At 44.7% G+C, this 26882-nt stretch carries 24 protein-coding genes; 8 read left to right on the top strand and 16 right to left on the bottom strand.

Translation table 11 applies throughout. The features are described from left to right. Nucleotides 1-92 precede the first annotated feature (92 nt). The 3 genes from LU351_RS15265 to LU351_RS15255 are packed head-to-tail and all read right to left on the bottom strand — an operon-like array spanning nucleotide 93 to nucleotide 2446. Nucleotides 93-1214, bottom strand: coding sequence for an alpha-ketoacid dehydrogenase subunit beta (locus LU351_RS15265; protein WP_232594954.1), 1122 nt, complete (start codon nucleotides 1212-1214; stop codon nucleotides 93-95). Further along, complete coding sequence (gene pdhA / locus LU351_RS15260) at nucleotides 1207-2274, bottom strand: pyruvate dehydrogenase (acetyl-transferring) E1 component subunit alpha (protein WP_232594953.1); 1068 nt, start codon at nucleotides 2272-2274, stop codon at nucleotides 1207-1209. The genes LU351_RS15265 and pdhA overlap by 8 nt, the downstream gene beginning before the upstream one ends. Next, nucleotides 2258-2446 carry a hypothetical protein gene (locus LU351_RS15255; protein WP_232594952.1) on the bottom strand — a complete coding sequence of 63 codons (189 nt, stop codon included), beginning with the start codon at nucleotides 2444-2446 and terminating at the stop codon, nucleotides 2258-2260. Before LU351_RS15255 ends, pdhA begins: the two co-directional genes overlap by 17 nt. Nucleotides 2447-2972: 526 nt before the next feature. On the opposite strand from LU351_RS15255, the gene LU351_RS15250 reads away from it, so the two are divergent. Further along, nucleotides 2973-4370, top strand: coding sequence for an MATE family efflux transporter (locus LU351_RS15250; RefSeq protein ID WP_232594951.1), 1398 nt, complete (start codon nucleotides 2973-2975; stop codon nucleotides 4368-4370). A gap of 31 nt (nucleotides 4371-4401) precedes the next feature. Here the strand turns inward: LU351_RS15250 and LU351_RS15245 are convergent, their stop codons facing one another. The 9 genes from LU351_RS15245 to LU351_RS15205 form a co-directional block, all read right to left on the bottom strand. Continuing rightward, complete coding sequence (locus tag LU351_RS15245; protein WP_232594950.1) at nucleotides 4402-4881, bottom strand: BAR domain-containing protein; 480 nt, start codon at nucleotides 4879-4881, stop codon at nucleotides 4402-4404. Between the two features lie 310 nt (nucleotides 4882-5191). Continuing rightward, a complete protein-coding gene (locus LU351_RS15240) occupies nucleotides 5192-6136 on the bottom strand; it encodes a DUF808 domain-containing protein (RefSeq protein WP_232594949.1) in 945 nt (314 codons plus the stop codon). Nucleotides 6137-6206: 70 nt separating this feature from the next. Further along, complete coding sequence (locus LU351_RS15235; RefSeq protein WP_232594948.1) at nucleotides 6207-6920, bottom strand: electron transport complex subunit E; 714 nt, start codon at nucleotides 6918-6920, stop codon at nucleotides 6207-6209. 18 nt (nucleotides 6921-6938) lie between these two features. After that, nucleotides 6939-7586 (bottom strand): electron transport complex subunit RsxG, encoded by a 648-nt coding sequence (gene rsxG / locus LU351_RS15230; RefSeq protein WP_232594947.1) that lies wholly within the window; start codon nucleotides 7584-7586, stop codon nucleotides 6939-6941. A 50-nt stretch (nucleotides 7587-7636) separates the two neighbouring features. Next, nucleotides 7637-8719 carry an electron transport complex subunit RsxD gene (gene rsxD, locus LU351_RS15225; RefSeq protein ID WP_232594946.1) on the bottom strand — a complete coding sequence of 361 codons (1083 nt, stop codon included), beginning with the start codon at nucleotides 8717-8719 and terminating at the stop codon, nucleotides 7637-7639. Nucleotides 8720-8733: 14 nt separating this feature from the next. Further along, nucleotides 8734-11079: an electron transport complex subunit RsxC gene (gene rsxC / locus LU351_RS15220; RefSeq protein ID WP_431310053.1), complete on the bottom strand. Its 2346-nt coding sequence runs from the start codon at nucleotides 11077-11079 to the stop codon at nucleotides 8734-8736. 60 nt (nucleotides 11080-11139) lie between these two features. After that, nucleotides 11140-11799 (bottom strand): electron transport complex subunit RsxB, encoded by a 660-nt coding sequence (gene rsxB, locus LU351_RS15215; protein WP_232594944.1) that lies wholly within the window; start codon nucleotides 11797-11799, stop codon nucleotides 11140-11142. An 84-nt stretch (nucleotides 11800-11883) separates the two neighbouring features. Then, nucleotides 11884-12459, bottom strand: a complete 576-nt coding sequence (gene rsxA, locus LU351_RS15210; protein WP_232594943.1) for an electron transport complex subunit RsxA — start codon at nucleotides 12457-12459, stop codon at nucleotides 11884-11886. Between the two features lie 244 nt (nucleotides 12460-12703). Beyond that, nucleotides 12704-13231 carry a retropepsin-like aspartic protease family protein gene (locus LU351_RS15205; RefSeq protein WP_232594942.1) on the bottom strand — a complete coding sequence of 176 codons (528 nt, stop codon included), beginning with the start codon at nucleotides 13229-13231 and terminating at the stop codon, nucleotides 12704-12706. 654 nt (nucleotides 13232-13885) lie between these two features. Between LU351_RS15205 and LU351_RS15200 the strand changes: the two genes are divergently transcribed. The 5 genes from LU351_RS15200 (at nucleotide 13886) to LU351_RS15180 (ending at nucleotide 20220) form a co-directional block, all read left to right on the top strand. Next, complete coding sequence (locus LU351_RS15200; RefSeq protein WP_232594941.1) at nucleotides 13886-16309, top strand: DUF1631 domain-containing protein; 2424 nt, start codon at nucleotides 13886-13888, stop codon at nucleotides 16307-16309. A 295-nt stretch (nucleotides 16310-16604) separates the two neighbouring features. Continuing rightward, nucleotides 16605-17189, top strand: a complete 585-nt coding sequence (gene ampD, locus LU351_RS15195; RefSeq protein WP_232594940.1) for a 1,6-anhydro-N-acetylmuramyl-L-alanine amidase AmpD — start codon at nucleotides 16605-16607, stop codon at nucleotides 17187-17189. A 66-nt stretch (nucleotides 17190-17255) separates the two neighbouring features. Next, complete coding sequence (ampE, locus tag LU351_RS15190; protein ID WP_232594939.1) at nucleotides 17256-18107, top strand: regulatory signaling modulator protein AmpE; 852 nt, start codon at nucleotides 17256-17258, stop codon at nucleotides 18105-18107. A 62-nt stretch (nucleotides 18108-18169) separates the two neighbouring features. Further along, nucleotides 18170-18652 (top strand): YajQ family cyclic di-GMP-binding protein, encoded by a 483-nt coding sequence (locus tag LU351_RS15185; protein ID WP_232594974.1) that lies wholly within the window; start codon nucleotides 18170-18172, stop codon nucleotides 18650-18652. Nucleotides 18653-18849: 197 nt separating this feature from the next. After that, the gene (locus LU351_RS15180; protein WP_232594938.1) at nucleotides 18850-20220 is read left to right on the top strand and encodes an AmpG family muropeptide MFS transporter; all 1371 of its coding nucleotides are present in this window, start codon (nucleotides 18850-18852) and stop codon (nucleotides 20218-20220) included. A 38-nt stretch (nucleotides 20221-20258) separates the two neighbouring features. Here the strand turns inward: LU351_RS15180 and LU351_RS15175 are convergent, their stop codons facing one another. The 4 genes from LU351_RS15175 to LU351_RS15160 all read right to left on the bottom strand — a co-directional run bounded on the left by LU351_RS15175 (nucleotide 20259) and on the right by LU351_RS15160 (nucleotide 23478). Further along, a complete protein-coding gene (locus LU351_RS15175; RefSeq protein ID WP_232594937.1) occupies nucleotides 20259-20906 on the bottom strand; it encodes a thioredoxin family protein in 648 nt (215 codons plus the stop codon). Between the two features lie 213 nt (nucleotides 20907-21119). Next, nucleotides 21120-21470 carry an MGMT family protein gene (locus LU351_RS15170; protein WP_232594936.1) on the bottom strand — a complete coding sequence of 117 codons (351 nt, stop codon included), beginning with the start codon at nucleotides 21468-21470 and terminating at the stop codon, nucleotides 21120-21122. 85 nt (nucleotides 21471-21555) lie between these two features. Continuing rightward, the gene (locus LU351_RS15165) at nucleotides 21556-22296 is read right to left on the bottom strand and encodes a DUF481 domain-containing protein (protein WP_232594935.1); all 741 of its coding nucleotides are present in this window, start codon (nucleotides 22294-22296) and stop codon (nucleotides 21556-21558) included. A 159-nt stretch (nucleotides 22297-22455) separates the two neighbouring features. Next, on the bottom strand, nucleotides 22456-23478 hold the full coding sequence (locus LU351_RS15160) for a LacI family DNA-binding transcriptional regulator (protein WP_232594934.1): 1023 nt from the start codon (nucleotides 23476-23478) through the stop codon (nucleotides 22456-22458). A 341-nt stretch (nucleotides 23479-23819) separates the two neighbouring features. Here LU351_RS15160 and LU351_RS15155 point away from each other — a divergent pair, with 341 nt between their 5' ends. Further along, nucleotides 23820-24914, top strand: coding sequence for an aldose epimerase family protein (locus tag LU351_RS15155; protein WP_232594933.1), 1095 nt, complete (start codon nucleotides 23820-23822; stop codon nucleotides 24912-24914). A 437-nt stretch (nucleotides 24915-25351) separates the two neighbouring features. Then, the gene (locus tag LU351_RS15150) at nucleotides 25352-26788 is read left to right on the top strand and encodes a glycoside-pentoside-hexuronide (GPH):cation symporter (protein ID WP_232594932.1); all 1437 of its coding nucleotides are present in this window, start codon (nucleotides 25352-25354) and stop codon (nucleotides 26786-26788) included. Nucleotides 26789-26882 lie beyond the last annotated feature (94 nt).

The raw sequence follows: 26882 nt of genomic DNA, 5'->3' as shown, positions 1-26882 counted from the left end.
AGCTTAGTCGCCGCGTCCTGCGGCGATGCCCCTCCAAAAATAACCGCCAGCTTCGTCAACGGTCCGATTTCTCAATTCTTATTGAGATCAATTTATTCGTATTGCAGTGTATTAATGGCTGCTTCAACGATGTCGTTGGTGCGGGGCATGTAGTAATGTTCGTTGGTGGGTAACGGCATTATGGTGTCGTACCCGGTGACTCGGGCAATGGGTGCGCGTAAATTAAAGAGCGCTTTTTCTGCCAGCATCGCGGCAATTTCAGCACCCACGCCAAAACTGTGGCAGGCTTCATGAGCGATAACACAACGGCCAGTTTTCATGACTGACGCTAAAATAGTCGCTTCATCTAAGGGTTTAATGGTGCCGAGATCAATCACTTCCGCGCTGATACCATGAGCTTCTAACTCATGGGCGGCATCTAAGGTTTCGGTCACCAACGCGCCCCAGCTGACCAAAGTGATGTCGCTTCCTTCTTTTAAGGTAAAACAGGTATCTAAGGGTAAGCCTTGGCCGTCATCAATAATGTCCGATTTGAGGGAGCGATAAATGCGCTTGGGCTCAAGGAACAAGACCGGGTCGGGACTTTCTATGGCGCTGAGTAATAATCCGTAGGCGCGTCTTGGTGAACTGGGGATGACCACTCGAATACCGGGTAAGTGAGCGAAGAGGGCTTCGGTGCTTTCTGAATGATGTTCGGGGGCGTGAATGCCGCCTCCGAAAGGGGCGCGAAACACAATGGGGCAACTTAATCGACCGCGAGTGCGATTGCGCATGCGCGCCGCATGACAGGCGATATGTTCGAAGGCAGGAAAGACGAAGCCCATAAATTGCAACTCTGCAACTGGCTTTAACCCTTGAGTCGACATACCAACGGCCACTCCCGCAATCAATGCTTCAGCGAGCGGAGTATCCATAACACGATGGTTACCGAAAGCTTCTTGTAGGCCAGCTGTCGCTCGGAAAACACCGCCATTCATTCCCACATCTTCACCCAGCAGCACTACATCGTCATCGTTGCCCATGGCGGTGAAGAGTGCAGCATTCACGGCCTCCAAGAGTGTTTGATCTTTCAGAACTTTGGCGTTGGGTTGCAGTTCTTTCAGCGGTGCATTCATAACAGGCTCCGGTAATGGCGTTCGTAGCGCCCGGCCTAAGGCCGATGCAGGCATTTGAGAATTTTGTCGAGTTTCTGAGGTACGGGGTGAGCTATGCATGGTGTCTGGCCAATAAGGTTGCGTATTGTTCTTCTAGCTGGGTAGGCAGCTCGGCATAAAGATGGTCGAACATAGCGTGTGGTGGCTGAGCCTCGGTGTTTAAGAACAACTCCACGGCTTTATCGGTGTTGGCTTGGCAGTGTTCGGCCCAAGCTAATTCTTGCGATTCATTCCAGAGCCCTTTGTTTTCAAGGAGCGCGCGAAGGCGTTTTACAGGTTCAAATTCCCAGGCTTTTTCAAGTTCTTCGTTTGCGCGATAGCGGCTGGCATCATCGGCGGTGGTGTGATCGCATAACCGATATGAAATGGCTTCAATTAGCGCGGGGCCTTTTCCAGCGCGAGCCCGATCAACGGCTCGTTTCACGGCGCGATACACGGCATACACATCGTTGCCATCGACTTGCTCTCCGGGCATACCGGCGCCGATGGCTTTATCGGCTAGGCGTTCTGCGCCTGACTGTAAATGACGAGGTACTGAGATTGCCCATTGGTTATTGTTAATGACAAACACCATGGGGAGCTTCCACGTCCCGGCTAGGTTTAGAGACTCCATAAAATCGCCTTTGGAGCTGGCGCCGTCGCCTAGTGAACAGACGGCAACGCGTTTTTCTTTGCGAATTTTAAAGCTTGAGGCAACCCCGGCGGCATGGGTACATTGCGTGGCAATGGGAACGCAGTTTGGGAGATCTTGTCGGCAATTTTGGTAGTCGGCGCCTCGTTCATCGCCGCCCCAGTACATCAAAATCTCGTAAAGGCTGACACCACGCAGCATTTGAGTGGCTTGATCGCGATAGTAAGGAACGAATACGTCTTCTTCTTCCATGGCCTTGCCTACGCCAATGCCAATGGCTTCCATCCCCAATACAGAGGGGTAAGTCCCAAAGCGACCGGTACGTTGAAGGGAGACGCATTTTTTATCGAAAATACGAATCTGCATCATGGCTTTGTAGCACTCCAGTAGAAGAGGAAATTCCTGCTCATCAATGGTGTGCTTTAAAGTGCCGTCGGCATTAATGAAACGGTGACATTGATCCAGAGGCAATTTAAGCGCCTGATACATAGCGATCTCCTTTTAAGGACAAGACAGATACGGAAAAAACAGTTTCAGAAAAGTAGGGATTTTTGAATGAAGCTTTGGATACAGAAAATAGTTTACTGGGGTGTGCGGGCATGGCGGTACGTAGCACGGCACAGGAGATATTGATTAAATATTTTTTCATCAGGTGAAACATGGTAGTGCTCCTGATTGTTTTATTATTCTTCTTGTTGCAACCGCTTGTAGTGGTCGGCACTGTGTCTTTGGGGGGTAACCCAGTGTCTTCATAGTGCTCTGGGATCGATCGGAAAAAAACCATCTTTTTATAGTATTCAGGAATTTATTGAATAATTTTTTATTCTAAAATGGTGTTGCGTGGGATAGTTTTTCTGTTAGAGAGGGTAGGACAAACATCACCTGTCATCGGTAATGGCTGAAATTCGAAAGGATACTAATCCTAATTTTGAGAGTCTTAATGAGAACAAAAATTCTTGATTTTAATAATAATAAATTAAAATATAAAAATTATTTTAAATGATTTAATGAAATATAGTCGCTAAACTATTTCCACCTTGGCGTTTAAAGCCAACCTTATAATTTATATGCTCGAAAAGAGGGATAGGTCATAACCATAATAGAGGTGCTTGTTATCGGCTTATGGCAAAACGTGATCTTTGTAATCGAGTATTCAGTGTCAACGCTATGGCGTGTATGGAATATTTATGACTTCTACGGATTCTTCAAAAAATGAGGTGTCTGACTCGAAAATAATCAGTGGCAAGCAAGAGCAGGCGACCAAAGTCACTCCAAAGTTGAAGCTTTGGGCTTTGGCTTGGCCAATTCTGATTGAACAACTGACGGGTGTGTTGGTGAGCTTTGCGGACATTTACTTTTTAAGTTTATTGTCTGATGAGATTGCCGCTACTGTGGGTTTGCTGATGCCCATCATTTTGTTGGGCTCTTTCATTTTACCCTTATTCTCCACCGCAGGCACTGCTGTGGCCTGTCAGTTGATGGGTGCACAGCAAACACATCGTGTTGTGCCTACGTACATGGCCAATGTGGGCATTTGTTCACTTTTTGCTTTAGTGTTGGCCACGCCAGTGTGGGTGTTCAGCTCTCAGATTGGGTTGTGGTTTGGCATGACAGAGACACAAAATGGTTATGCTCATACTTTTCTATTCTTGATTGCGTTTACGTTTTTACCTCTTGGTTTACGTTTTAGTTACAGTTCTATTTTGGCTTCGCGTGGTCTAACACACTGGAATATGATTGCAGCGTTACTGACCAATGGGCTCAATATCTTTTTGAATTATGTTTTTATTATGGGGGTATTGGGTTTTCCCAAAATGGGGTTGGAAGGGGTGGCCCTATCGAGCATCATCAGTTATTCCGTCGGTGCTTTATTGTTAGTCGCTATTGTGCATCTTCACGTCAAAATTCGTTTCTACTTACAAGGCGCATTGGTTGATATGCGCAATGTCATCCGTCCTATTTTACAAGTGGGTATTCCTAATGCCGTTGAACCCATGAGTTACATTGCGCAAAGCATGTTTGTTTCTTGGGTAATTGTCTCTCTTGGGGTGACTGCCATGGGGGCGAATACTTATGCGATGCGTTTGTTATTTTTTGTGATTGCGGTGTCTTGGACGTTGGCCAGTGCGGGCCAGATTATAATGAGTTACTACCTTGGCCAAGGGGATATCGACCGAGTGAAGGCAACGTTCTACCGTGTACTTCGCTACAGTATTATTTTTGCTCTAACGGCTGTAACGGCCTTTGCTTTTTTCACCGATGTATTTTTAGAGGTGTTTACCGAAGATACCGCCATTATTGAATTGGCGCATTTATTATTTTTGGTGGCTTTGGTGATGGAGCCTGCACGTATGGTGAACATTATTGGGGGGGTTGCTTTAAAGAGTACAGGTGATGGCCGCTTTTCTGCCACCATGAGTGTTACGCTCATTTGGTCTGTAGTTCCGTTTTTGATTTTTCTGCAAAAAACCGGTGCGGGTTTGGTGTTACTGTGGGTCGTGCTCGCAATCGATGAAATATTACGAGCGTGTTTTATCCTTTACCGTTGGCATACAGAAGGCTGGCGAGGAAAAAGCGCTGTTTAATCAACTCTCTATGTGGTGTAAGTAAAGTGATTCAACCTGTGCTGGCTTTGGGAAGTTCTTCTTGATTCGTTATCCGATCTTTTGGGGAAGTATTGCCGAAAGGTTGGTGGAAGGGCGTCATGTTTTTTATTGGTGTGATGCCTGCCGGTTGTGTAATGGGCGTAACGTCTTGTGCCTCTGTGTTGTCGTATTCATTGTTTCTAGGTGAATTGTTTTTAGGTGAATTGTTTTTAGGTGAATTGTTTTTGGATCGATCATTTTGAGATTGAGCGTTTTTCAATTGTTTTGAATTCGTATCTAAGAAATCTTGATAGGGTTGACGTTTCGATTTTTGAGCATCATCGTACCGTTTCATTCCATATAAAATAACCAATATGCATATGCCTAAAAAAGTAATTGAAAGAAGATCGGTTGTGCTGGCATTCAAAAAGGAAAATTCAGTGGAGGGGAGCTCGTGAATAATATTGTTAGAGGAGTCTACGGTAGTGGCATAAGACGGTGAGCTCTTCATGGGGGCATCCATAAATGATAGAAAGTAAAAGAAAGATCGTGAACATATTTGGTGTCATCACGAGAGATGAAATAGTTTCACATGAGGAGGCGTGTAGATGTGTGAAGTGAATTGGGTTTTCAGCGGTACGCTCAAATTAGACCGGTAATAATCCCATGGCTTGTGTGATAGTGATCTCTATTTTTTTGAAATAGAGGACAATCGAGTTTTTACTCGAAAGAAATGCAGTGAGAAAAAGATATAATAAACGGTTCAATAAGCGCAAACCCCTTTGCACTTATTGATAAGCTAAATTTGAAAAATACCTTCATCAATGTGCGCCGGACGGCTTTCTTTTTTGGGCAATGTTCACAATAAAAAGCACAATAGCACCAATAATAATCCCGACAATAGCTTCACTGAGCATAGAGGTAATCAGCTCTAGTGCACTAATGCCAGTGGGCGAAGCAATATGATGAACCATGGCTTCAATAAGATGGTGTAGTGGCGCAATACCATGAACAATAATGCCACCGCCCACTAAAAACATGGCAACCGTTCCTGCGATGGATAACGTTTTCATGAGATAAGGAGCCAGTCTCAGAAGGGCTCTTCCGATACGGCGTTGTACCGCTGGCCAAAGGGTTTCGCCTGGTTTTTTTTGAAGCCAAATTCCAAGGTCATCCAGTTTCACAATACCTGCCACTATTCCGTAGACACCCACGGTAATTAATAAGGAAACCGCGACTAGGACGGCAAATTGCATGTGAATAGGCTGGCTGGCTACGGCCCCTAGTGTGATGGCAATGATTTCAGCGGATAAAATAAAGTCAGTACGAATCGCGCCTTTCACTTTTTTCTTTTCAAATTCCACCATGTCTACATCGTTGTTGGCAACGGCATTCACCAGTGCTTTGTGCTCATCTTCTTTATTGTTTTTGTGTAAGTATTTATGGGCGAGTTTTTCAACCCCTTCAAAACACAAATAGGCGCCGCCGATCATCAATAATGGTGTAATTAAAATCGGCAAAAAATAACTGATGGCTAAGGCCGCAGGCACAAGAATACCTTTGTTCATTAATGAGCCTTTCGCCACAGCCCAGACCACGGGCAGTTCGCGATCTGCCCTTACGCCAGTAACTTGTTCGGCATTCAGTGCAAGATCATCCCCCAGTACACCGGCGGTTTTTTGAGTGGCTACTTTGGTTAATACCGCCACGTCATCCAATAAGGTGGCGATATCATCAATCAGAGTCAGTAAGTTCGCTGCCGCCATGTGTTGTCCTTTTTATTCACTGTATTGATATTTATTGTTTTGATATTTACTGTTTTGAAGTATTGATGTGTTATTGAATCGTGCCTGTGGTTCGGACACGTCGGCTGACTTTTTCTACCGGTTGAGCATTGGCTTTGGCTTTTTCTTCTCGATATTGATCAATCACATTTTTCAAAGCGATCAGAAAACCGGTCACCAAGAATGCACCGGGGGGTAAAATGGCGACCAAAAACCCAGAGTAATCGTCGATTAGGGTAATGGTCATGCCCTTACCCATTTCACCCAATAATAGGTGCATGTTAGCGAATAAGGTGCCACTGCCCAGTGCTTCTCTGACTGCTCCAACAGCTAGGAGTACTAAGGCAAAGCCAACCCCCATCATTAATCCGTCGATGGCCGAAGGTAAGATCTTATTTTTGCTGGCAAAGGCGTCAGCCCGCCCAAGAATGGCGCAGTTGGTAACAATCAACGCAATGAAAATTCCTAAAATTTGGTACAACTCATAAGTGAACGCCTTCATTAACAACTCTGTGCAGGTAGTGAATGAGGCAATAATCATCACAAATGCCGGTAATCGAATGGCATCGGTGACGGCATTACGAATCATGGAGACGGCGATATTTGAGCCAACTAACACCAAAATGGTAGCAAGTCCCAAACCTAACGCATTCACTACAGACCCACTGACAGCTAATAAGGGGCAAAGTCCAAGTAGTTGGACGAGTGCGGGATTGTTCTTCCACAGACCATTTTTGGTGATATCTGCGTAGTTCACATCGCTCATATCTAGATCTCTCAAGCGTTAGGGTGTTGATGTATTAGGTTCTGATACCTTGAGCGGCAACTGTGTGTGTTCTTGTTCGAAAAAGGACAGTACTTGATGCACTTGGTGCACAACGGCTCTGGGCGTAATGGTGGCGCCGGTGAATTGATCAAATTCTCCGCCGTCTTTCTTGACCTTCCAGCCTTGTTTTTGTGGCAAGTTGATGGACTTTCCATTAAACGAGAGCACCCAATCGCTTTTCTTGAGATCGATTTTGTCACCCAGCCCTGGAGTTTCTTTGTGGTCTAACACGCGTACACCTGCCAAGGTGCCGTCCATGTTAATGCCCACAATCATACGAATGTCACCGCTGTATCCATCTCGCGCAGTGGTTGGCACGATAATACCAATAGGTACGTTCTTATTTCGGGCAACATGAATACTGTCTTCTTCGCCAGTGCCCAATGTTGAGCGGTACTTTTCGGGGACGGGTACGGTATCCATGAGTAGATCATTGTCGTGCTGATGTTCGGGAAACAATTGCAACAGTGCTTTTTGTGCGGCGGCTCGCTCGGAAGCGGCAACGCGCTCTTTTGTGCCTTCATGAGTCAGTGCCAAAACGGCAGCCGTGGATAGGGCGAATAACCCTAAAATGAGACTGTTTTTGCTGATGGTAATGGCCAGCATAGTAATGTTTATCGTCCTAGTGTTCTCAACGTTTAGTTATCAAGGTTTAATTATCGACGTTGTGATGTGTCGATTTTATCAGTGGCGCGGCGCGATTGCGTATGGCCGTAAGTTCTTGGCAAGGTGTAGTAATCAATGAACGGTGCGGCAAAGTTCATTAGTAGTACGGCAAATGCCACGGCATCTGGATAATTTCCCCATTGTCGAATTACGTAAATGATGATGCCGATACACCCTCCATAGATCAGGCGCCCTTTATTAGAAACCGCAGAGCTCACCGGGTCTGTGATAATGAAAAATGCGCCGAGCATGGTGGCGCCAGAGAACCAGTGCAGGAGAGGGGATGCGCCACTGGTGTTACTGCCGCCATCATAAAAAATCAACGCACAGAATCCTAAGCTGGCGAGCATGGCGATCGGGGCATGCCATGTGAATACTTTGCGATAAAGTAGAAATAGGCCGCCCAGTAAAAAAGCCACATTCACCCACTCCCAACCTGCACCAGCAAAATGTGCTTCACGAAAAATCGCTTGGCTGGCATAGAGGTTATCTGCCATAAGACCGGTGTTTTGCTTGAAAGCATCCAGTGGTGTGGCGCCCGTATAACCATCGAGTAATACTGGCGACGCAAAACCAAATACTAAGGAGAGTGCATCGGTTAAACCAGGTAACGATTGCGAGTCTGTTAAGATAGAAGTAGGGGCAGGCCAGCGAGTCATTTCCACCGGAAAAGAAATGAGCAGCACCACATAACCGACCATGGCAGGGTTGAAAGGGTTGTAACCCAGCCCCCCGTACAATTGTTTGGCAATGCCGATAGCAAAAAGGCTGCCTATGAAAATTATCCACCACGGACAGTAGGGGGGCAACGCGACGCCAAGCAACACGGCAGTAACCAAGGCGCTGTAGTCTTTGAGAAAAAAGCCAACAGGTCGGCGTCGAACTTTGAGTACTGAGGCTTCAATGATCAGGCAAAAAGCGGATGCCAGGATCAAATTGATAAAAGTGCCAATACCGAAAAAATAGGTGAGCGTAAGAATGCCCGGTATTGTTGCCAAAATCACGGTTTGCATGATTTTAGTGGTGTCGGTTTGGCCCCGTGTATGTGGAGACGATTGTTTGATCAGTGCCATAAATAGGGCCTAGCTTAGGCATCCTCCAACTGTTGTTGTGCTTGTTGTAACTTTATTTTGAGCTTTTCGACGCCCAGTGACAGAGCTTCTTGTTTGTCACTTCCTTCTTCAATGGCCGCCGCCAGCTTTTCTTCGGCTTTGGATAAGCGCTTTGTTAAACCGTCAATTTGCTCTTTAAGCTTTTCTTCTTCACTCATGGATGCCCGCGCCGAAGCTTTCGCTTGTGCTCTCGCGATAGCTGCACTGGCGGCATCCATCGGGGTATCTGGTTCTGGTTGGGCGTCCACAGTGGCAGGTTGTAATGTCTGTAATTTTTCCTGTGCAGCGGTTGTCTCAAGCTGATTCATAAATTCAGCTAACTTGGTTTCCGCTTTTTGTAACCGCTCTTGGGCAGCATTTAACTGTTTTTCAAACTTTTCTCGTTTTTCATCATCCGCTTCCGCCAGTCGAGCTTGCGTTTTTTCGATACTGTTCATGGCGCTATTAATGGCTTTTTCTAGCCTTAGGCGCTCTTTGTCTTTATCCGCCTCATTTTGAGCTTCTTGAGTTTGAGTTGAAGAAGTGCCAGATGTGTTTGTTGAGAAATTTGTGCTTGTTAAGAAATCGTTGAGTTTTTTCTTGGCATCGGTCAGTCGTACTTCGGCTTGTTTAACTTGAGCTGCGAATTTATCGTTTTTATCGGGTGTATGTTGTTGAGACTCCACCAATCGAGCACTGGCTTTTTGTAAGCGACCCTCTGCACTTTGAACAGCACGCTCAAGTTTTGCTTGTTGTTCTTTCGGGTCCGTTGTTTTAGTTTGTGTTTTGGCTAACGCATTGGTGATAGCATCGTCGCTATTGGCTTGTTGGGTGGCTTCGCTGTGTTGCTCAGCAGCCGCTTTCGCTTCGGCCAATTTTTGTTTTGCTTCTAAAGCTGCTTGCTGGCGGGCTTTTCGTTTCGCTTCTTTTTCTGCTTCTGCTCGGGCGATGCGTTCTTGGCGGAATTCAAAACGCTGTCGTGATCGATCGGCTTTTTCTTTTTCTATTTCTTGCTGTTTGATTTTGCCTTTCGCAGAGCGATAGTACTGCACGAGTGGAATATTGCTCGGGCAAACAAAAGAACAGGCTCCGCACTCAATGCAGTCAAATAAGTGGTGAGATTCGAGTTTTTCGTGATCCTCACTGCGTGCATACCAATACAGTTGCTGAGGTAAAAGTGAAGCCGGGCAGGCTTCTGCACAGAGTCCACATCGAATACAGGCGAGGGCTGGCGGGCTTGGCGGCATCTCTTTCTTAGTGGGGGCAATGAGGCAGTTGGTGGTTTTCACCACAGGAACTTCTGCACTGTGTAATGCAAAACCCATCATCGGGCCACCCATAATGAGACGAGAGAGCTTCTTTTCATTCACTCTGTTAAAGGTGAGTAAATCGCTTAATGGTGTGCCTAGTCGAACCTCTACATTTCGTTGCTCTGCCAGCGCTTCTCCGACCACGGTGGTGATTCGGCTAATAAAAGGTTCCCCGTAACGGACGGCCCGATAGCAGGCATAAGCGGTAGCCACATTTTGTACGACAACACCGATACTCGAAGGAAGCTCTCCGCTGGGTACTTCTTTGCCGGTCAAAATCTGAATAAGTTGCTTTTCGCCACCGGAGGGGTATTTCGTTGGGAAGACCGCCACTTGAATGGGCGTGTTCTTGACGGTTTCCCGCATGGTGGCAATCGCTTCAGGTTTGTTGTCCTCAATGCCAATGACGACATCTTTGGGTTCGCCCAGAATTTTAGAGAGTAATTCAACACCTGCGACAATATCTTGGGCACGCTCTTGCATGAGTATGTCATCAGCGGTGATGTAAGGTTCGCACTCTGTACCATTAATGATTAAGTGCTCGATACTGCAACCTGCTCTCGGGTTTAGTTTTACGGCAGCGGGAAAACCAGCGCCGCCCATTCCTGCAATACCGGCTTCTCTGATGATATCAAGCAGTGATTTGGCGGATTGGTTGCGATAATCGGGTCTCTCTTGCATGGGGATCGAAGCGTCTTTCCCATCTGACTCAATAATGATGCAAAGGTCGGATAGCCCAGAAGCGTGAGGAAGCGGATGTTCTTCAATAGCAACAATGGTGCCTGAGACAGAAGCATGAACAGGCAGGCTGACATAGCCATCGCCTTCCGCAATTAATTGCCCTGTTAGTACATGGTCACCCACTCTCACTATTGGGAGAGAGGGGGCTCCAATATGCTGGGACAACGGCAATATCACTTTGCCTGGCAGTGGGGCGGCAACAATGGGGCTGTTTAGCGATTGTTGTTTGTTTTCTGGCGGATGCACGCCACCTGGAATGGTGAAAAGGGTTCTCTCTTCATCAGTGGCAATAAGTTGTGGGTTTCCAGCTTGGAGATTGGCAGCGGTCACGATAATTCTTGCTCCGATGTCTTACGCAGCGCGATCGTCTTTAGAGGGTTTTTGAGCGTCATTGGGTGTGAGCTTGTCGGTGGCGATGATATTAGGGGTCGAGGTGCTCTCACTTGCCCAACTTATGTTGGGTTTTTCCCAATGCCACGTTTTTACTGTGGTTTCTATTGGACGCATCTCAATACAATCTACAGGGCAGGGCTCTACACATAAGTCGCAACCTGTGCACTCGTCGACAATCACCGTATGCATTTGTTTAGCGGCGCCCAAAATAGCATCCATAGGACAGGCTTGGATACATTTGGTGCAACCAATACATTCATCTTCGCGAATGTAGGCGACTTTAGGGATGTCTGCATCTTCCGCTTCTCCGGCATCCAGCGCTGGGGCGTCTACCCCTAAAAGGCCCGCCAACGCATCAACAGTGGCTTGGCCTCCGGGAGGGCACTTGTTAATGGCCTCTCCATTGGCAATGCCTTCGGCATAGGGCCGACACCCAGGGTGGCCACACTGACCGCATTGGGTTTGCGGTAAAAGGTTATCGATTTGCTCAACAATAGGATCGCCTTCTACCTTAAACTTGATGGAGGCGAACCCTAAGATTCCCCCAAACGCTAAGGCCAGTAGTCCAAGTGCCAGAATAGCTGCAGCAATTGGGTGAGTGCTTAATAACTCAATCATGTCTATACCCAATTTCGTTGTTGTTTAAAGTCATATTGCTTTTTTACTACGGTTATTCACAAAGTATTTTTTGGTAGGTTAGTTTCAGACTAAACCTGCAAACCCCATGAACGCGAGAGACATCAAGCCAGCGGTAATCATGCCGATGGCAGCACCTTCGAAAGGCTGAGGAACGTCCGCAGCGCTCAAACGTTCTCTCATAGCAGAAAACAAGATAAGAACCAATGAGAATCCAGCGGCTGCACCGAACCCGAACAAAGTTGATTCAATAAAACTATTGGCTTTATTCGTATTTTGAAGCGCAACTCCGAGCACGGCACAGTTGGTAGTAATGAGAGGTAAGAACACGCCGAGTACTCGGTAGAGGAGAGGGCTGGTTTTCTCGATGAACATTTTGGCAAATTGCACGACTACGGCAATGACCAGAATAAATGAAATCGTGCGTAAGTATTCGATATTGAGCGGCACTAACACATAATTATGGACAAGATAGCTGCAAATCGCCGCTAGAGTGAGCACAAAGGTAGTGGCACCTGCCATTCCGATGGCGGTTTCCAGTTTATTGGATACGCCCATAAAAGGGCATAATCCTAAAAACTGTACAAGCACGTAGTTGTTGACTAGCACGGTACTTAGCAAGATGGCAGCAAATTCACTCATTAGGTTTGTATTCCTCATCGCCACAATCAAGGTGTGAATCTATTACATGGAAGCTCGGTGGCGCATTATAGACACAGATTATGTCATAGGGCAGATGTGCGGCACTAAAATCATTAAATGATTGATTGAGTCACTCGCTCATAGGGGGTTCGTTATTGAATGGAATGATGGTGTTGCTCTAGAATTTATTCGTCGGGTGTAAAGTTTCTACTAGGGTTCTGCCTGGCTAATTTAACCCATGAGATCAGTCAATTAGATACTGTCGTAAGGTTAACTGGTCGCCCCGTTGTGCAAACTCTATTTGCTTTAAGGCAGTCATTCCTAAGAGTATTTCATCTTTGTTTTGTCCTGGGTTGATACTGGCTTGTACGTTTCTTAATTGGATGCTGCCTAATTGTAAAGATTGGATTTTAGTATCAAATACGTTCACAACACCATTGGCTGTATATGCTTGGGAGCGTCCCAATTTGGGTAGTGATAGTTCTGAAGCGATATGCGCAGGTATAGACACTTCCGTTGCACCTGTATCCAGTAGAAAAATGACTTTTTTCCCGTTAATGAGCCCGTTTACTACATAGTGGTGTTGTCGATTCGCTTGCAATACTACTTCGTTGATGGCGCCGGTTGAGGTGCCTTGAGCGTCGCCATTGGGGTTATAGCGACGCCAGTCAATCGCTGTAAAAACCAACGTCAGCACCCCAAGCAAGCTTACCCAAGCCATGAGTTGCATACCTTTTCCTAATCGGTTGGTTGAGGTCTGAGGTTCGTCCATTCGCATTGGTCTCCGTGCTGGGTGTTGGTGTAAGTTTGGTGTATGAGTAACGTACGTGAGGGATGAAAAGTGATTACTGTACGATAATTAGAGCGCATGATCACGTAGGCGGATAATACAGAGTATGAAGGATAGTCAATAAAGTAAGATATTTACTCTCAAATGAATGAAATAGTGCTAAGGGCGTAGGCTAATATAATTATATTTTACCTAATTTTGCATCTACTACTTCTTTAGTAATAAAAAAGGATTAGTCAATATAATCTGTGTGATGCAAATCCCGAACCTGTTAATTTTTTCTGTCTATAAGCCGCTATGAACGTAAAATATAAATATCGAAGTAAGTCTCTTGGTGAAGTAAGTCTCTTGGTATAGAAATACTCTCTTAAAAAATGGTTTTCCTCAAGATAGTGTGAAGAGGAGACCTTGCTGTACTGCTTTAGCATTTAGAGTTTGCATCTGTAAATTAAGCTGATAAGAGCGAATTGTTATTTTTTGCGTCATAAACTTTGTTGTAAGTGCCTATTTTAAATTTTTATTTTAAAAAGTAGGTTTTTTATACAAAATCGTCGTAAAGTAGCGTATGTTTTTTATTCCTTTTGGGTGATGTTTGCCCAAAATAATTCATAATCTTTTAGTACTCGGGCTTTAACTATGTCAGTCAAGTCGAACGCCGATAATGTTGTTGCTTTAAATACAGCGGCTGCCTCTTCGAGCGGGTCTCTTGCTAAGGCAGCTCAAAATAAGCAAAAGAACACAATGGTGCGCTTACCGGCCGCTGTTCATATGCTCAGAGAGAAAACGGAACAGGTTCTGCGCAATTACCTTAGGACGGTTTTTGAATCTGCGGATGATCGCTTTTTTGAGTTGGCTGATAAGGCGTCTACGAATCAAGAGCAGAGCTTGTACTTTGAAGCCATGCGGTCTGTACGCCTTCGTCGTCGCGACATAGAACAATCTTTCTGCGAACATATCAGTGATGGTTTCAGAGATTTAGCGCAATCAGATTCAAAGAGCACGGAAGATGATTTTTGGGACTATGAGCTTGATATTGATAATTTGGAGCTCGTTCAGAATGATCAACTTGAAGAAAGTGTTGCAATAGACAGTATGGTGAATAAAGCTTTGGAAGCATCTCCAGAGCCTATTCAGCACCTGACTCTTCGTTTAGATAGTCTCGTCCCAACTAAAGTATATCAACGCAATAATCCTGTTGGTCCTCACGCTCTCTGTAAAGCGTTTGTACAATCTTCGTCAACTCTTGATGTTAATATTAAAGCTCGTCTAGTACTGCTTAAGCTCTTTGATTTAAAAGTGGTGAATGAGCTTAAGGATTTTTATCGGATCGCCAATGAAATCATGATTGGGCAAAACATTTTGCCCTCGCTTGGTGTTTCTGGTCAGAGGGCAGCGTCGAAATCTCGTCAACGCCCACAGGTTTCAGGTACCACTTCGGTAAAGAATGCTGTAGATAATAAGCCGCAGACTTCAGAGAGTACGGATGTTTTAAATGCATTACGGAATTTAATTCATCAGCAGTCTGGTGGTGTGTCCGGAGTACTGTCTAATGAAACTCCTGATATTCTTTTAGACCAAACTGAATTGGTCTCTCTGTTGAATAACATTCAACGCCAAGTTTCTGCCCAAGCGTCTTCACAAATTAGCATTGATTCCATTAAGCAGGCGGCCAAACAAGAGCATGACAGCAGCATTAATCAGCTAGATCAGGATGTGATCAACCTGGTGAATTTGTTGTTTGATTTCATTGTGGAAGATCGTAATTTGCACGATGAAATGAAATTGTTACTAGGACGACTTCAAGTTCCTATGTTGAAAGTAGCATTAATTGATAATGCCTTTTTCAATAAAGGTGGGCACCCAGCAAGGCGTCTGTTAAATGAGTTAGCGACTGCTGCTATTGGCTGGCAGCCGGATGATAAAGGCAGGGACCCTTTCAAACGTAAAGTCGAAAGTATTGTTGAGTCGGTTATCACCAGGTTTGATCAGGACCCTATGTTGTTCCAAGACCTGTTGACAGACTTTCTTTCGTTTACCGAGAAAGAAAAGCGTCGTGCCTCTATTTTAGAGAAACGTACGTTGGATGCTGAAGCAGGGAAGGCGAAAACTGCATTGGCTCGGGAGGTTGTAGAAAGGGCATTATCTGCAATTCCTGGGGTTGAGCGTCTAAGTTTGGAAATGAATACGTTAGTGAATGAAGCTTGGGCAAATGTTTTGTTCCTTATTGCATTGAAAGAGGGCACGAAAACAGAGAATTGGGCTGCCGCACGCCAAACAGCGAGAGAGTTGGTGTGGAGTCTAACAACGGATATTACGTCAGAGAATCGTGGTAAGTTGTTAAAGCTCCTTCCTGTATTGCTCAAAAAAGTGAAGCTTGGTTTAGAAGGGATCAGTTACAACGCGTTTGACATGAGTAAGTTGCTGAAATCCATGGAGGCAGAGCACTTGCAACAGCTACGTGGTAACGCGAATCCAGTCAATAATGCTCAACCTGCGAATGATTCCGGGGTAATTCCAAGGAAAGGCCCTGCAGAGCTCAATAATTTGAACAGTTCAGCTGCGAATGAAACCGCACCGGCAAGTAAAGCAGTTGGGCCAGCTCAGAATGAGCCTGTATCAGTTTCGAATCAACAGATATCAGTTAAGAGCAATACCCATAGTGCCGATACAAAAGGTGGCACGATTATTAAGAATGCTTCGGCTCAAGCTACTAGTAAGCTGATGACTCATTCAAGAAGGGCAAACCCTGAAGAAGTTAATTCTGCCGCATCTAAAGCCATTCCACAGTTCTTGTCACAGGTAGATGCACTTTCTCAAGGCAGTTGGTTCGAGCAGGTTGTTGATGGTCAAGCCTCACGCTGCCGTTTGGCGGCTATAATTCGTTCAACTGGTAAATACATCTTTGTAAATCGCAGTGGTATGAAGGTGGCGGAAAAAGCGAGGGAAGATTTGGCGTTTGCCTTGCAAAGTGGTGATTTTCGACTGCTTGATAATAGTATGCTTTTTGACCGAGCTTTAGAGTCGGTTATTAGCAACCTTCGAGAAAGCAAAGGGCTTTAATGCCCTTTGTTACTGCTTTATTTTCCTTTCTGCTTCCATTACCTTACACGACTCTATATACACCTGCCGATTTTCTTTCTTATTGATTTATTTTTTCTTTTATCAAGCCCACTCTTGCTGTTTCGCTCTCGTGTGATTGTAAAATCCGACAGGTAGTTTGTATGGTAGGGGAGAGGTTCGACTGGTCAAATTAATATTTTACAGTACTCTTTTTTCTTATTTTCCACTGTCTTTAAAGGCGAAAGAACTTTGAGTGGTAGAATGGGTTATCGTGAATTACTGTGGAACGACTATCATGTATCTTGAAAATGGGTGGTTGAAGCTCGAAAGAGGGGTTCTTAGGGTGCCCTCCATATCTGTTCGGCACCTATGTTCACCGAATTTTAACAGGAGGCCGATTGAGGCGAAGGTGTCATTGGTGGTTATTCACAATATCAGTTTACCACCTGAACAGTTTGGTGGTGGCTATATTGAGCAATTTTTTTGTAATCAGCTATGTTGGGACAAGCACCCTTACTTTGAGACGATCAGAGGTGTTGAAGTTTCTGCGCACTTTTTGGTGTCTAGGGAAGGTAATATCACTCAGTTCGTGTCTACAGAAAATCGTGCTTGGCACGCTGGAAAATCGAGTTTTGATGGTGAAGACGATTGCAATAATTATTCAATTGGTATTGAGTTGGAAGGCGCAGACAACACGCCGTATGAGCAACCTCAATATTGTTCTACTGTTGAATTGATTAAGGCGCTTAAGAAAAGTTACCCTGACATTCATAATGAGCGCATTACAGGACATGAGCATATTGCGCCTGGGCGAAAAACGGATCCAGGTCCTGCGTTTGATTGGAAGAAATTAATCGAGCACTTGCAAGGTGGCTCATAAAAAGCAGCTAAAAGTGACATGAGGCTGCAGTTTGATTGACAAATAAATATATCTAAGGGTGTTTCAATGCAATTTATCGGTATCGTACTGGTGCTCGGCTTAGTACAAATTTGGGGTTCCGGTGCGCCATTGCACAGAGATCGTTGGTTTTTCGACTGGATAAGCCGAGTCAAGGCTGTGGAATGGTTGAAGTTGTATCCTTTATCTCATTTCTCCGTTGCGATTGCTTTGCCTTTAATTTTACTCCTTTTGTTAGAAGGTCTTTTTTTCAGTATTTCCATCTGGCTGCATCTTTTACTCAGCGTGGCAGTATTGACCTATTGCCTTGGCCGTGGTGATTTCAGTATGTTGTGCAGCCGTTACATGGTGGCTTGGAGTACGGGGAATTGGCTTCAGGCAGTTCATGAAGCGGGTAAAGCCAATGTTGACCTATCAGAAATTGATGACGGTGATTGGGCTGAGCTTCATCATAGAATGGTAAAAGCGCTTGCGTATCTTGGCTTTGAGCGTATGTTCGCGGTTTTATTTTGGTATTTGATTTTAGGGCTTAGTGGTGCATTGGTGTATCGTTTGGCAAGCTTGTACCGAGAAGAAACGGAAGACCCTATTGAATATGAAAGTATTGCGAGATTAATGTGGTTAATGGAGTGGCCGGCAGTCAGGGCTCTTGGCCTCAGTTTCGCTCTTACGGGTAATTTTGTTAGCTGTTTTACTCGTTTCCGCTCTCATCTTACCTGTGTAAAAACCAGTACAGAACACATGTTGCTGATGTTTGTAGAAAGCGCGCTTAGTGTGACTCAAGAGGATATTGAGAACCCTCGATGCGGTGAGCATGAATTGAGAGAGCTTGAGAGGCTCTTTGCAAGAACATTAGTGTTGTGGTTATGTTTTGTTGCGGTGGCAACGGTCTTTTGGTAGATAAAGAGCATAAAGAATATTTTTTGTTAGATTGACTGTTGAGTGAGTGGGTAATTCAAACTATGCCGTCTTTTGATGTGGTTTCTGAAGTAGACAAACATGTGTTGACCAACTCGGTTGACCAAGCCAACCGTGTAGTAACAAATCGTTTTGATTTTAAAGGTGTGGATGCCTCATTTGAGCGAAGCGAATACACCGTGAGTATTACGGCGGATGCTGAATTTCAAGTAGAGCAAATGTTGGATATTTTAAAGTCCACATTGCATAAGAACTCTATCGATATTCGTTGCTTGGAGGTAGGAGACATCCATCAAACTGGGAAGCAGTCTAAGTTGATAGTGGAAGTTCGAACCGGGTTGGAATCGGATTTGGCAAAGAAAATTGTCAAAATGATTAAAGATATGAAAATCAAAGTGCAATCTCAAATTCAAGGTGATCAGGTAAGGGTTACTGGTAAAAAGCGTGATGAATTGCAGGCGGTGATTTCTATGCTCAGGGAATCAGAGGTGGATATGCCATTGCAATATACGAATTTTCGAGACTAATACTCTTTCCTTCTCAGTGAAAGCGGACAGTCAACATACGTATCCGCTTTCACTTCCTCCTAAATCACGGCCGCTTTTCTGTATGACGTGTTATTTCTAGCCGTTGGGCTCCCAATTCTATTTCTATGCTCTTGAAGCATTTATTGACCTTTGGTGTCTAATACAGCCTATTGTAAATTTAAAGGTAAAACTGAAGTATGACCTCAAATTGGATACAAGCATTAAAAGTTTATTGGCATCGTAAAGTATTGGTAATGTGGTTTTTGGGGTTCTCAGCGGGATTGCCGCTATTGTTGGTGTTTTCTACATTAACGGCGTGGTTGAGTGATTATGGTGTCAGCAAAACGGCCATTGGTTTTTTTGCTTGGGTGGGTATCACGTATTCTGTAAAAGTCTTTTGGTCTCCCATTGTTGATAGGCTTCATATTCCTTTTTTGGGTACGTTTTTGGGTCGCCGTAGAAGTTGGATACTGGTGGCGCAACTGTTTATTGCTGTTAGTTTGGCGTTAATGAGCCAGGCAAATCCTGAGAGTGATTTGATGTTGATTGCTCTATTGGCATTAGCGGTGGCCTTCTCTTCAGCAACACAGGATTTATCCATTGATGCTTATCGTGTAGAGGCGGCAACAGTGGACCTACAAGCTGCCATGTCGGCGACTTATGTATTTGGTTATCGATTAGCAATGTTAGTTGCGGGTGCTGGCGCTTTTTTTATTGCGGATTGGTTTTCTTGGTCAATAGCCTATTTGTCAATGGCTCTTTTTATGGGAGTTGGGGTGGTAACGGTTTTAGTGATTAAAGAGCCGTTAAAAATGAGGGCGACAGAAGAAGATGCCGCTCACCGGTTACTGGAAAAGCGTTTCAATCTTACAGTTGAAGAGCAGGAGATGCATCGGTGGCAACGCTTTAAGGTCTGGTTTGGAGATGCTGTGATTTGTCCGTTTCTGGACTTTTTTCAGCGTAACGGTACTTGGGCTATTTTCATCTTGATATTTATTGGTGTCTTTCGGCTCAGTGATATTACTATGGGGATTATGGCAAATCCTTTTTACTTAGATGTCGGTTTTACAAAAAGTGAAATTGCGACAGTGGGTAAAATATACGGTTTTGGTATGACAATGTTTGGAACGTTTGTTGCCGGAATTGTTGTTGCGAAAATTGGCGTGTTTCGCCCGTTGTTTATTGCTGCCATTATGGTTGTGGCAACCAATATCTTATTCGCGTATTTGGCTTATACTGGTCCAAGTTTATTGTGGTTGACGATCGTGATCAGTGCGGACAATCTCAGTGGTGGCCTTGCGAATGCGTGTTTTATCGCTTATCTTGCAGGCCTTACCAATCGCCATTATACCGCCACACAATATGCGCTATTCAGCTCTCTAATGACATTGCCTGGAAAATTTTTGAGTGGATTTGGCGGAGTTGTGGTGGATTCTTTAGGGTTCGTGCCGTTTTTTCTATATGCTGCAGTGATTGGTATTCCCGCTATTTTGATGTCAGCGTATCTTATGAAAACGGAAAAAGCATATTATCTTTTTCAGAAGGAAAACCACAAAGACGTTGTTTAATAGGAGAGGCCAATTATTGTGATTTTCCTTTTAAAAGCTTAGCTGATTAAAGCGCTAATTCGTTTTATTATCCCCTCAATAATGCCTTCGTTTTTAATTTTATTTGATACAGGGGCATTGGTGTTAATATTGGTGATGGCGTTTTCAAACCATTGGTTGATGGAGGTGGTTTGAGAGCGTCGTGCATTCGCAAAAGTGCCGCCTTCTGCTACAAATTTCACTTCGTTATTATTGTCGATGATGGCTATGGATGGGATGCCTCCGGCAATAGGGTTGCCAAATTGTTTGGCAAAATCTAGGTTTTTATTCCACTCTCCTATGTCTATATGTACGATTTCAAAATTTTTGGAAAGAGTGTCTGCCAAGGGTGACTCTGTCATTTTTCGGTTAAGACTGCGGCAGTCTCCACACCATTCGGCCCCAAATATTAATAACACTAATGTATTTTTCTTTTGAGCGTGGTGCAGAGCGCTTTTTAAATCTTCCCTTGGGTTTGCTAACGGATCGTAAGTGTAATTGATAGAAGACTGCGTTGTGGGAGAGTCTGTTATATGGGGCTGTGCTGAGGACGCATTCTCTGCATGGCAAAACAAAGGTGCAAATACACTTATTCCACTGATCAGCAAGATTGAAAATGAGTGGCGGTATAAGGAAAGAGTGCGTTGAAGAATAGGAAGCGTTGGCATAGGGAGTCACTGGTTTTTTTATAAATACAGGCGCTTTATTTTTTATAAGGCATAAACGTCTGTGCAATGTTGATGAACGTTATACGTTATGACGTGCGTTCTTTTTCATCCAGTGATTAGGTCGATATTGCCGTAAGAGGCATGTCACATCTTAGGAAGGTTTTTGGAAATTTTTATTAATGTAAGTCATCAACGACCGATGAACACTACGCGTTACCAGCGGTAAATAGACAAAGGAATTTTATCGCCCTTGAAGAGAATACCTTCTTCTTGCAGTCTTGCTCGTTGTAATTCAATACGATGGGTATACTCTCGAAGAGAAAGTGTTCCATGGCTGTTGATAACGCGATGCCATGGTAGTGTTGTATCTTTAGGAAGCCTTTTTAACATAGTGCCTGCCCAGCGAGCAGCACCTGGACGGCCTGCTAGGGTGGCGAGATCACCGTATGTGATGACTTTTCCCTTGGGGATTTTACTCAGGGCAAGATAAAGCGCCTCCTCTTTGCTTATTGGTTCAGTTGGAGGCTCGCTTTTCTTGTGTGAATGAGGGTGAGAATTGATCATCCGTTTCCGGTATTTTGCAAGAGGTGTTTGTGTTTTAAGGGCATTTTGTCACCGTATCGAAATAGTACGGTGACTTTATGAGAAGTTAAAAATTGTACACAAGATTTACAGACGTAATGGTGTCCGTGTTTTCATCTTCATCAGCGGCTTCTGAATTATATCGGGTTTCATACCCAAATTTCATGGCCAACTGTGAATTAATCGTAACGCTTAAACCTAAGATGTTTTGTACAAACGTGTTGTCAGAAGATGATTCAACACGTGTATCGTTGCTGAAAAACGTGGTTTCCGTTAATTGATGTGTATACAGCGAGTTGGCAAGAAACGTTGTGCCACTTTGATCTTCACCCGTTTCTTCAAATTCGGTTGAACGGTAACCCACACCAGCGCTTAATTCCCAGTTAACGTGATCACGCATGACCACACGATAACCTGCACCGAGACCAATAGAAACGATACCTTCATAGGAGTCGAAGCGGTCTTCGAAATAGCGTGTCTCGCCGTATCCGAATGATCGAGCGTTAAAGTCTGCCTTGGTAGTCCACTCAGCAAGGTAAGACTCGGCGTCTTTTTCGCCATCGTTTTCGGCACTGATGGCCGATATTCTCGCAATGTGCTCCCAACCCCCTTTTTTGCGGCTAAACTCCAGCGCTGCATTAATAACTTCGGATTCCGAGTTCCCTTCTACAATCACCATTCCGGCTTCACCTTTTCCGGACCAGGACTTTTCTTGAGGCTCTTCTTCGGTATCTTGTGCAGAGATTGGCGCAGCAACAGCAATGACAAAAGTCGTTAATAGAGTCGTTAATAGAGTGTGTTTTAGCATGTGGGGCTCCATAATACCCGAATGTTTGGTCTCATCTGTATGCCACGTCAGTCTAGCTTAAGGTGACGTGGCTAGAGAGTTTTTAGAGGTATAGTGGGGTGATTATAACAAAAATGTAATTGTTATAATTATATGAACAGTTTTGATTTGGCGTTTAGATTATGAGCTCTGCGGGGGCTTTGCCGTTGAGCGCCGCACAATTAGTTTGTGCGGCACGGTTTCAGCGCCAAGGCCAATGTCACTGCCATCAATAGCCTTGCAAAGGCGGTACATCGTTCGTTCCCCGATTTCTTCAGCAGGCTGAGCGATGGTGGTCAGAGGTGGATCGACCACTTCGGCATACCGGATATCATCAAAGCCAACAACCGAGATGTCTTCGGGAACTGAGAGACCAGCAGCTTTGATTTCGTGGATAGCGCCAATGGCCATTTCATCATTCGCGCAAAAAATGGCTGTGGGAGGGGCACTAGAGTTAATGAGCTTGCGTACGGCTCGACGAGCGCCCTCTAAGGTCAACCCGCCTTCACTGACCCAGGTATCATCGATGGGAAGTTTGGCTTTTTTCATGGCTTTGCGGTAACCGGTTTCTCGGTCAGCCGTTAATGTCGAAGACGATTTACCAAACATAAAGGCGATGCGTTTGTGCCCTAGGCTGATTAAATAAGTGGTAGCCTCTGTTGCTGCAGCAACGTTGTCGATGCGCACACTAGGGAAGTTCTTGAGTTCTGGTGTGACGTTTTCACAACTGAGAATGATCGGTGGTTGCTTGCGCTCGTCATCAATGGATACCCCTTCTCGGAAGGGACTTGGACTTGCTAGCAGAATGATACCATCGGCCTGCTTTGAGAAGATCATATGGGTGAATTCGTCGAAATCCACCGTATTAAACAAGGTCTCCCGCACTAGAATACTGTAGCCTTGCTCCCTGGCAACGCGCCAAATTCCCTCCATGATCCCTTCAAAAAATGGATCTCCTACCGAGGGCAATACCACCACTACGATATGAGTCTTGCCACGCCTGAAATTCCTGGCAAGCGTGTTGGGTGCATAGCCTGTTTCACTGATTGCTTTTTGTACGCGTTCACGAGTGTGTTGTTTAACTTGATCAGGGTTGTTGATAAAGCGCGAAACGGTTGCTGTGGAAACACCCGCTAGCTGAGCCACTTCTTTGATAGAGACCATAGTATGTTTGTTATGATGATTTATTTGTTATCAGTTTAGGTGGATATTTTTCATTTTTTAGGGGAAAAACAGCCAATTTTGATACATATTTGAAGAAAAGGTTGTGATTTCTTTCATGCTGTAATGCGATTTATGAGGAGCAGTCTAAATGGAAAGTGAGAAAAGGGAAGGGTATTGCGATATGTAATCGTTTACATAGGGTGGTGTTAGAGTTAGTCTTTCCAGTTAGTACAAAAATATGAAAATGACAATGTCCACTTAACCTGTGTCCTTTGTCGAGTAGAAAGTTGTATAGAAAAAGGCCAGTGTATGTACCCACTTGGGTAATGGATCGATTCGCTATGATACAGAAGCTGAAATCAAGAACGGCGGTGTCGTTACACCATGAGCTTCACACTCATACTCTTAGTAATGCGTCGGGAATGCGGGTGAGCTTCTTAAATTACGGCGCAAGAATGGTTGAGTTGTGTGTGCCAGATCGCCACGGTGAAAGGCGCAATATCGTCTTAGGCTACAGTGATCCTAATGCCTACCTACATGACCCTTTTTACTTGGGCGCGACCGTTGGTCGTTATGCTAACCGAATTCAAGCGGGTCGTGTCCGATGTCAAGAAATAGATCTTCAGCTCGCTACAGATGAAACTGGTGAACATTTGCATGGTGGGCCACTGGGTTTTGATAGTCAGTTTTGGCTGATTGATGAAAGTGTCAGTAATCATCAATATCTGCGTATGACATTACTCAGCCCATCTGGAGATCAAGGGTATCCGGGCACTGTGTTAGTGACCGCTGAGTATCAGCTGTCTGAAGACAGTATTCTATCTTTGTCGATGACGGCCCATACCGATCAGAAAACACCCTTTGGCTTAAGCCAACACAGTTATTTTAATCTTGATGGTATTTTCCCGATTTCAAATCAATCTGCTAGAAAAGCTGGAAATACCTTTGACCATCTTGTCACCTTGCCTTCTGATACGTTTTTATCCACCGGACCTGATCAAATCCCCCTTGCTCACGCTTCCCCCGTAGATCAAACCCCTATGGATTTTCGTCGTGAGCGCCGTTTGGGTGAACAGTTTGATCATTTTATGTCTTTGGATTCACAGCTGCAGCGTGCAAAAGGCTATGACCATTGCTGGTGCTACCCGGTTAAAAATACTGAATTAACGACCAATGCGGTGGTGGCAAGTCCGAAATCCGGAATTGAGTTAACCGTTCGAAGTAATCAACCCGGTGCGCAGTTCTATGGCGGAAATAATTTGAAGCCTGTTACCATTAATGGTCAGTGTTATTACGTTCACCCATACGAAGCGTTTTGCATCGAGCCTCAAAGTTACCCAAATGGTCCGAATCGTTGCGACAGCCCTAATGCGTGGCTATTGCCGGGTGAGCAGTACGAGTTTTCTGTGGAGTGGGTGTTTCGAGTGCGAAACTAAACCTGCTCGACATAATCCATAAATGAGTAATCTAAGAATAAATGACCTATTAATATACAGCCCATCAATAATAACTTGGTACACAAATAACCAGATACAAAACAAGTCGTTAATCTGGCCCAAAACACAGAATAAAAGAATATAGACACTAAAAAATAAAGAGAGGCACGCTAGCCCTTCAGAGAGAGGCTCAGCACTGACAGACCTCTGTAGCGAGAAACGCGAAGTGAAAAATGAGCGTTAAAGCCAGGGGTTTAAAAAGAGTAGAATACGGTTTACAGGACAATAACGATAAAACCGCAGGAGCAGTATGATTGGGATGTCTTCCTCGTCTAAGGGACGTGGTGATCTTCTCTTGGATACGCTTCGTGAATACTATCAAATAGCCCTGCATCCGCCATCCGTTATTCAAACAATAAAATAGAGAGGCAAACTCAATGGCACAGGCAAGCGCAGATCACGGGAAGTTAACCGTGGTTGAGAAAATTGGCTACGGCTTGGGGGATACGGCGAGTAATATCGTCTTTCAAGTCGTGATTAATTTTATGGTGATCTTTTATACGGATGTGTATGGCTTGCCAGCCGCGACGGTGGGAACCCTAATGTTAGCGGTGCGTGTTTTTGACGCCTTTACAGACCCGTTAATGGGTGGGATGGCAGACCGAACGAAGACCCGCTGGGGGCGTTACCGCCCTTATTTGATTTACACTTCAATTCCATACGGAATTCTTGCCGTATTTGCTTTTACCACACCGGATTTGGCTGAGAATTCTAAGGTGGTTTATGCCTATGTGACCTATGCGTTACTCATGACGGCATACACTGCAGTCAATATTCCATACTCTGCATTGGGCGGCGTCATTACAGGTGATAGTACTGAGCGTGCTTCGGTTCAGTCATACCGCTTTGCTATGGCAATGGTGGGAGGCGCTTTAGTGACATCAGCCACCTTGCCTTTAGTGAGTGCTTTGGGAGGAGAAGATGTTCAGCGTGGTTACCAGCTGGCTATGGCAGTGCTCGCCACTTTAGCTGTTGCTTGCTTTATTGGCTGTTTTTTCTTAACGCGAGAGCGTATTACCCCTCCACCTCAGGAAAAAAGCACCAATATTATGGGCGACCTTTGGGCGGTAATGTGCAATAAACAATGGCAGATTATAGGCTTACTTGCGTTCTTTTTATTGGTATTGGTGGCGATGAGAGGAGCAGGCGCCCCCTTTTACATGAAATATTTTTTCGGTCGTGAAGATCTTACCTCTCAATTTATGACATTGGGTATGATTGGTTCGGTAGTTGGCGCTTTATCTACCAATTTTCTAACAAAGCTTTATTGCAAAGTGAGTATCATGAATTGGGCTTTGATTGGAATGATTGTTTTTCATGCACTTCTTTTCTTTGTGCCCAATACCCAAATTGAGCTTGCCTTTGTCTTCTTTATTTTAGCGAATATGTCGCAAATGGTAGTGGTGCCGCTGATGTTTTCCATGGTGCCAGATACCGTTGATTATGGTCGTTTGAGTAGTAGCCGAAATGTGATGGCGATGAGTTATTCTGCACACCTCTTATTGATTAAAATGGGGTTAGCAATTGGAGGCGCTTTGGTGGGGTGGTTGTTGAGTTATTACAACTATGAAGCCAATGCCGAGCAGCAATCGGCCCAGGCACTTTTTGGTATCCAGTTGATTTTTGCCCTTTCTTCCGTCGTTTGCTCCATTCTGTGTTTGGTCGCAATGCGTTTTTATAAGCTCACCAATGCCAAAATGGTAGAGATACACGCTGAGCTGAGTGACATGGAAGCAGAGCAGGAAAGCGAATCGAATAGTCGCCTTAACCTCTCTAAAACGGCTGTATCTGAAAGTACGGAAAGAACGGCTTAACCCAATTTGGGGTGCTTAGTTAGGTGGTGGAATCGTTAGATACTGAAGTGATTGGAACACACAGTATTAGATTTCTGTCATTTCAGGTAAATCC

Origin of the sequence: Marinibactrum halimedae, assembly GCF_021234875.1 — a bacterium.
GTDB classification, from domain to species: Bacteria; Pseudomonadota; Gammaproteobacteria; order Pseudomonadales; family Cellvibrionaceae; genus Marinibactrum; species Marinibactrum halimedae.
This window is presented reverse-complemented; position numbering and strand designations above follow the sequence as displayed.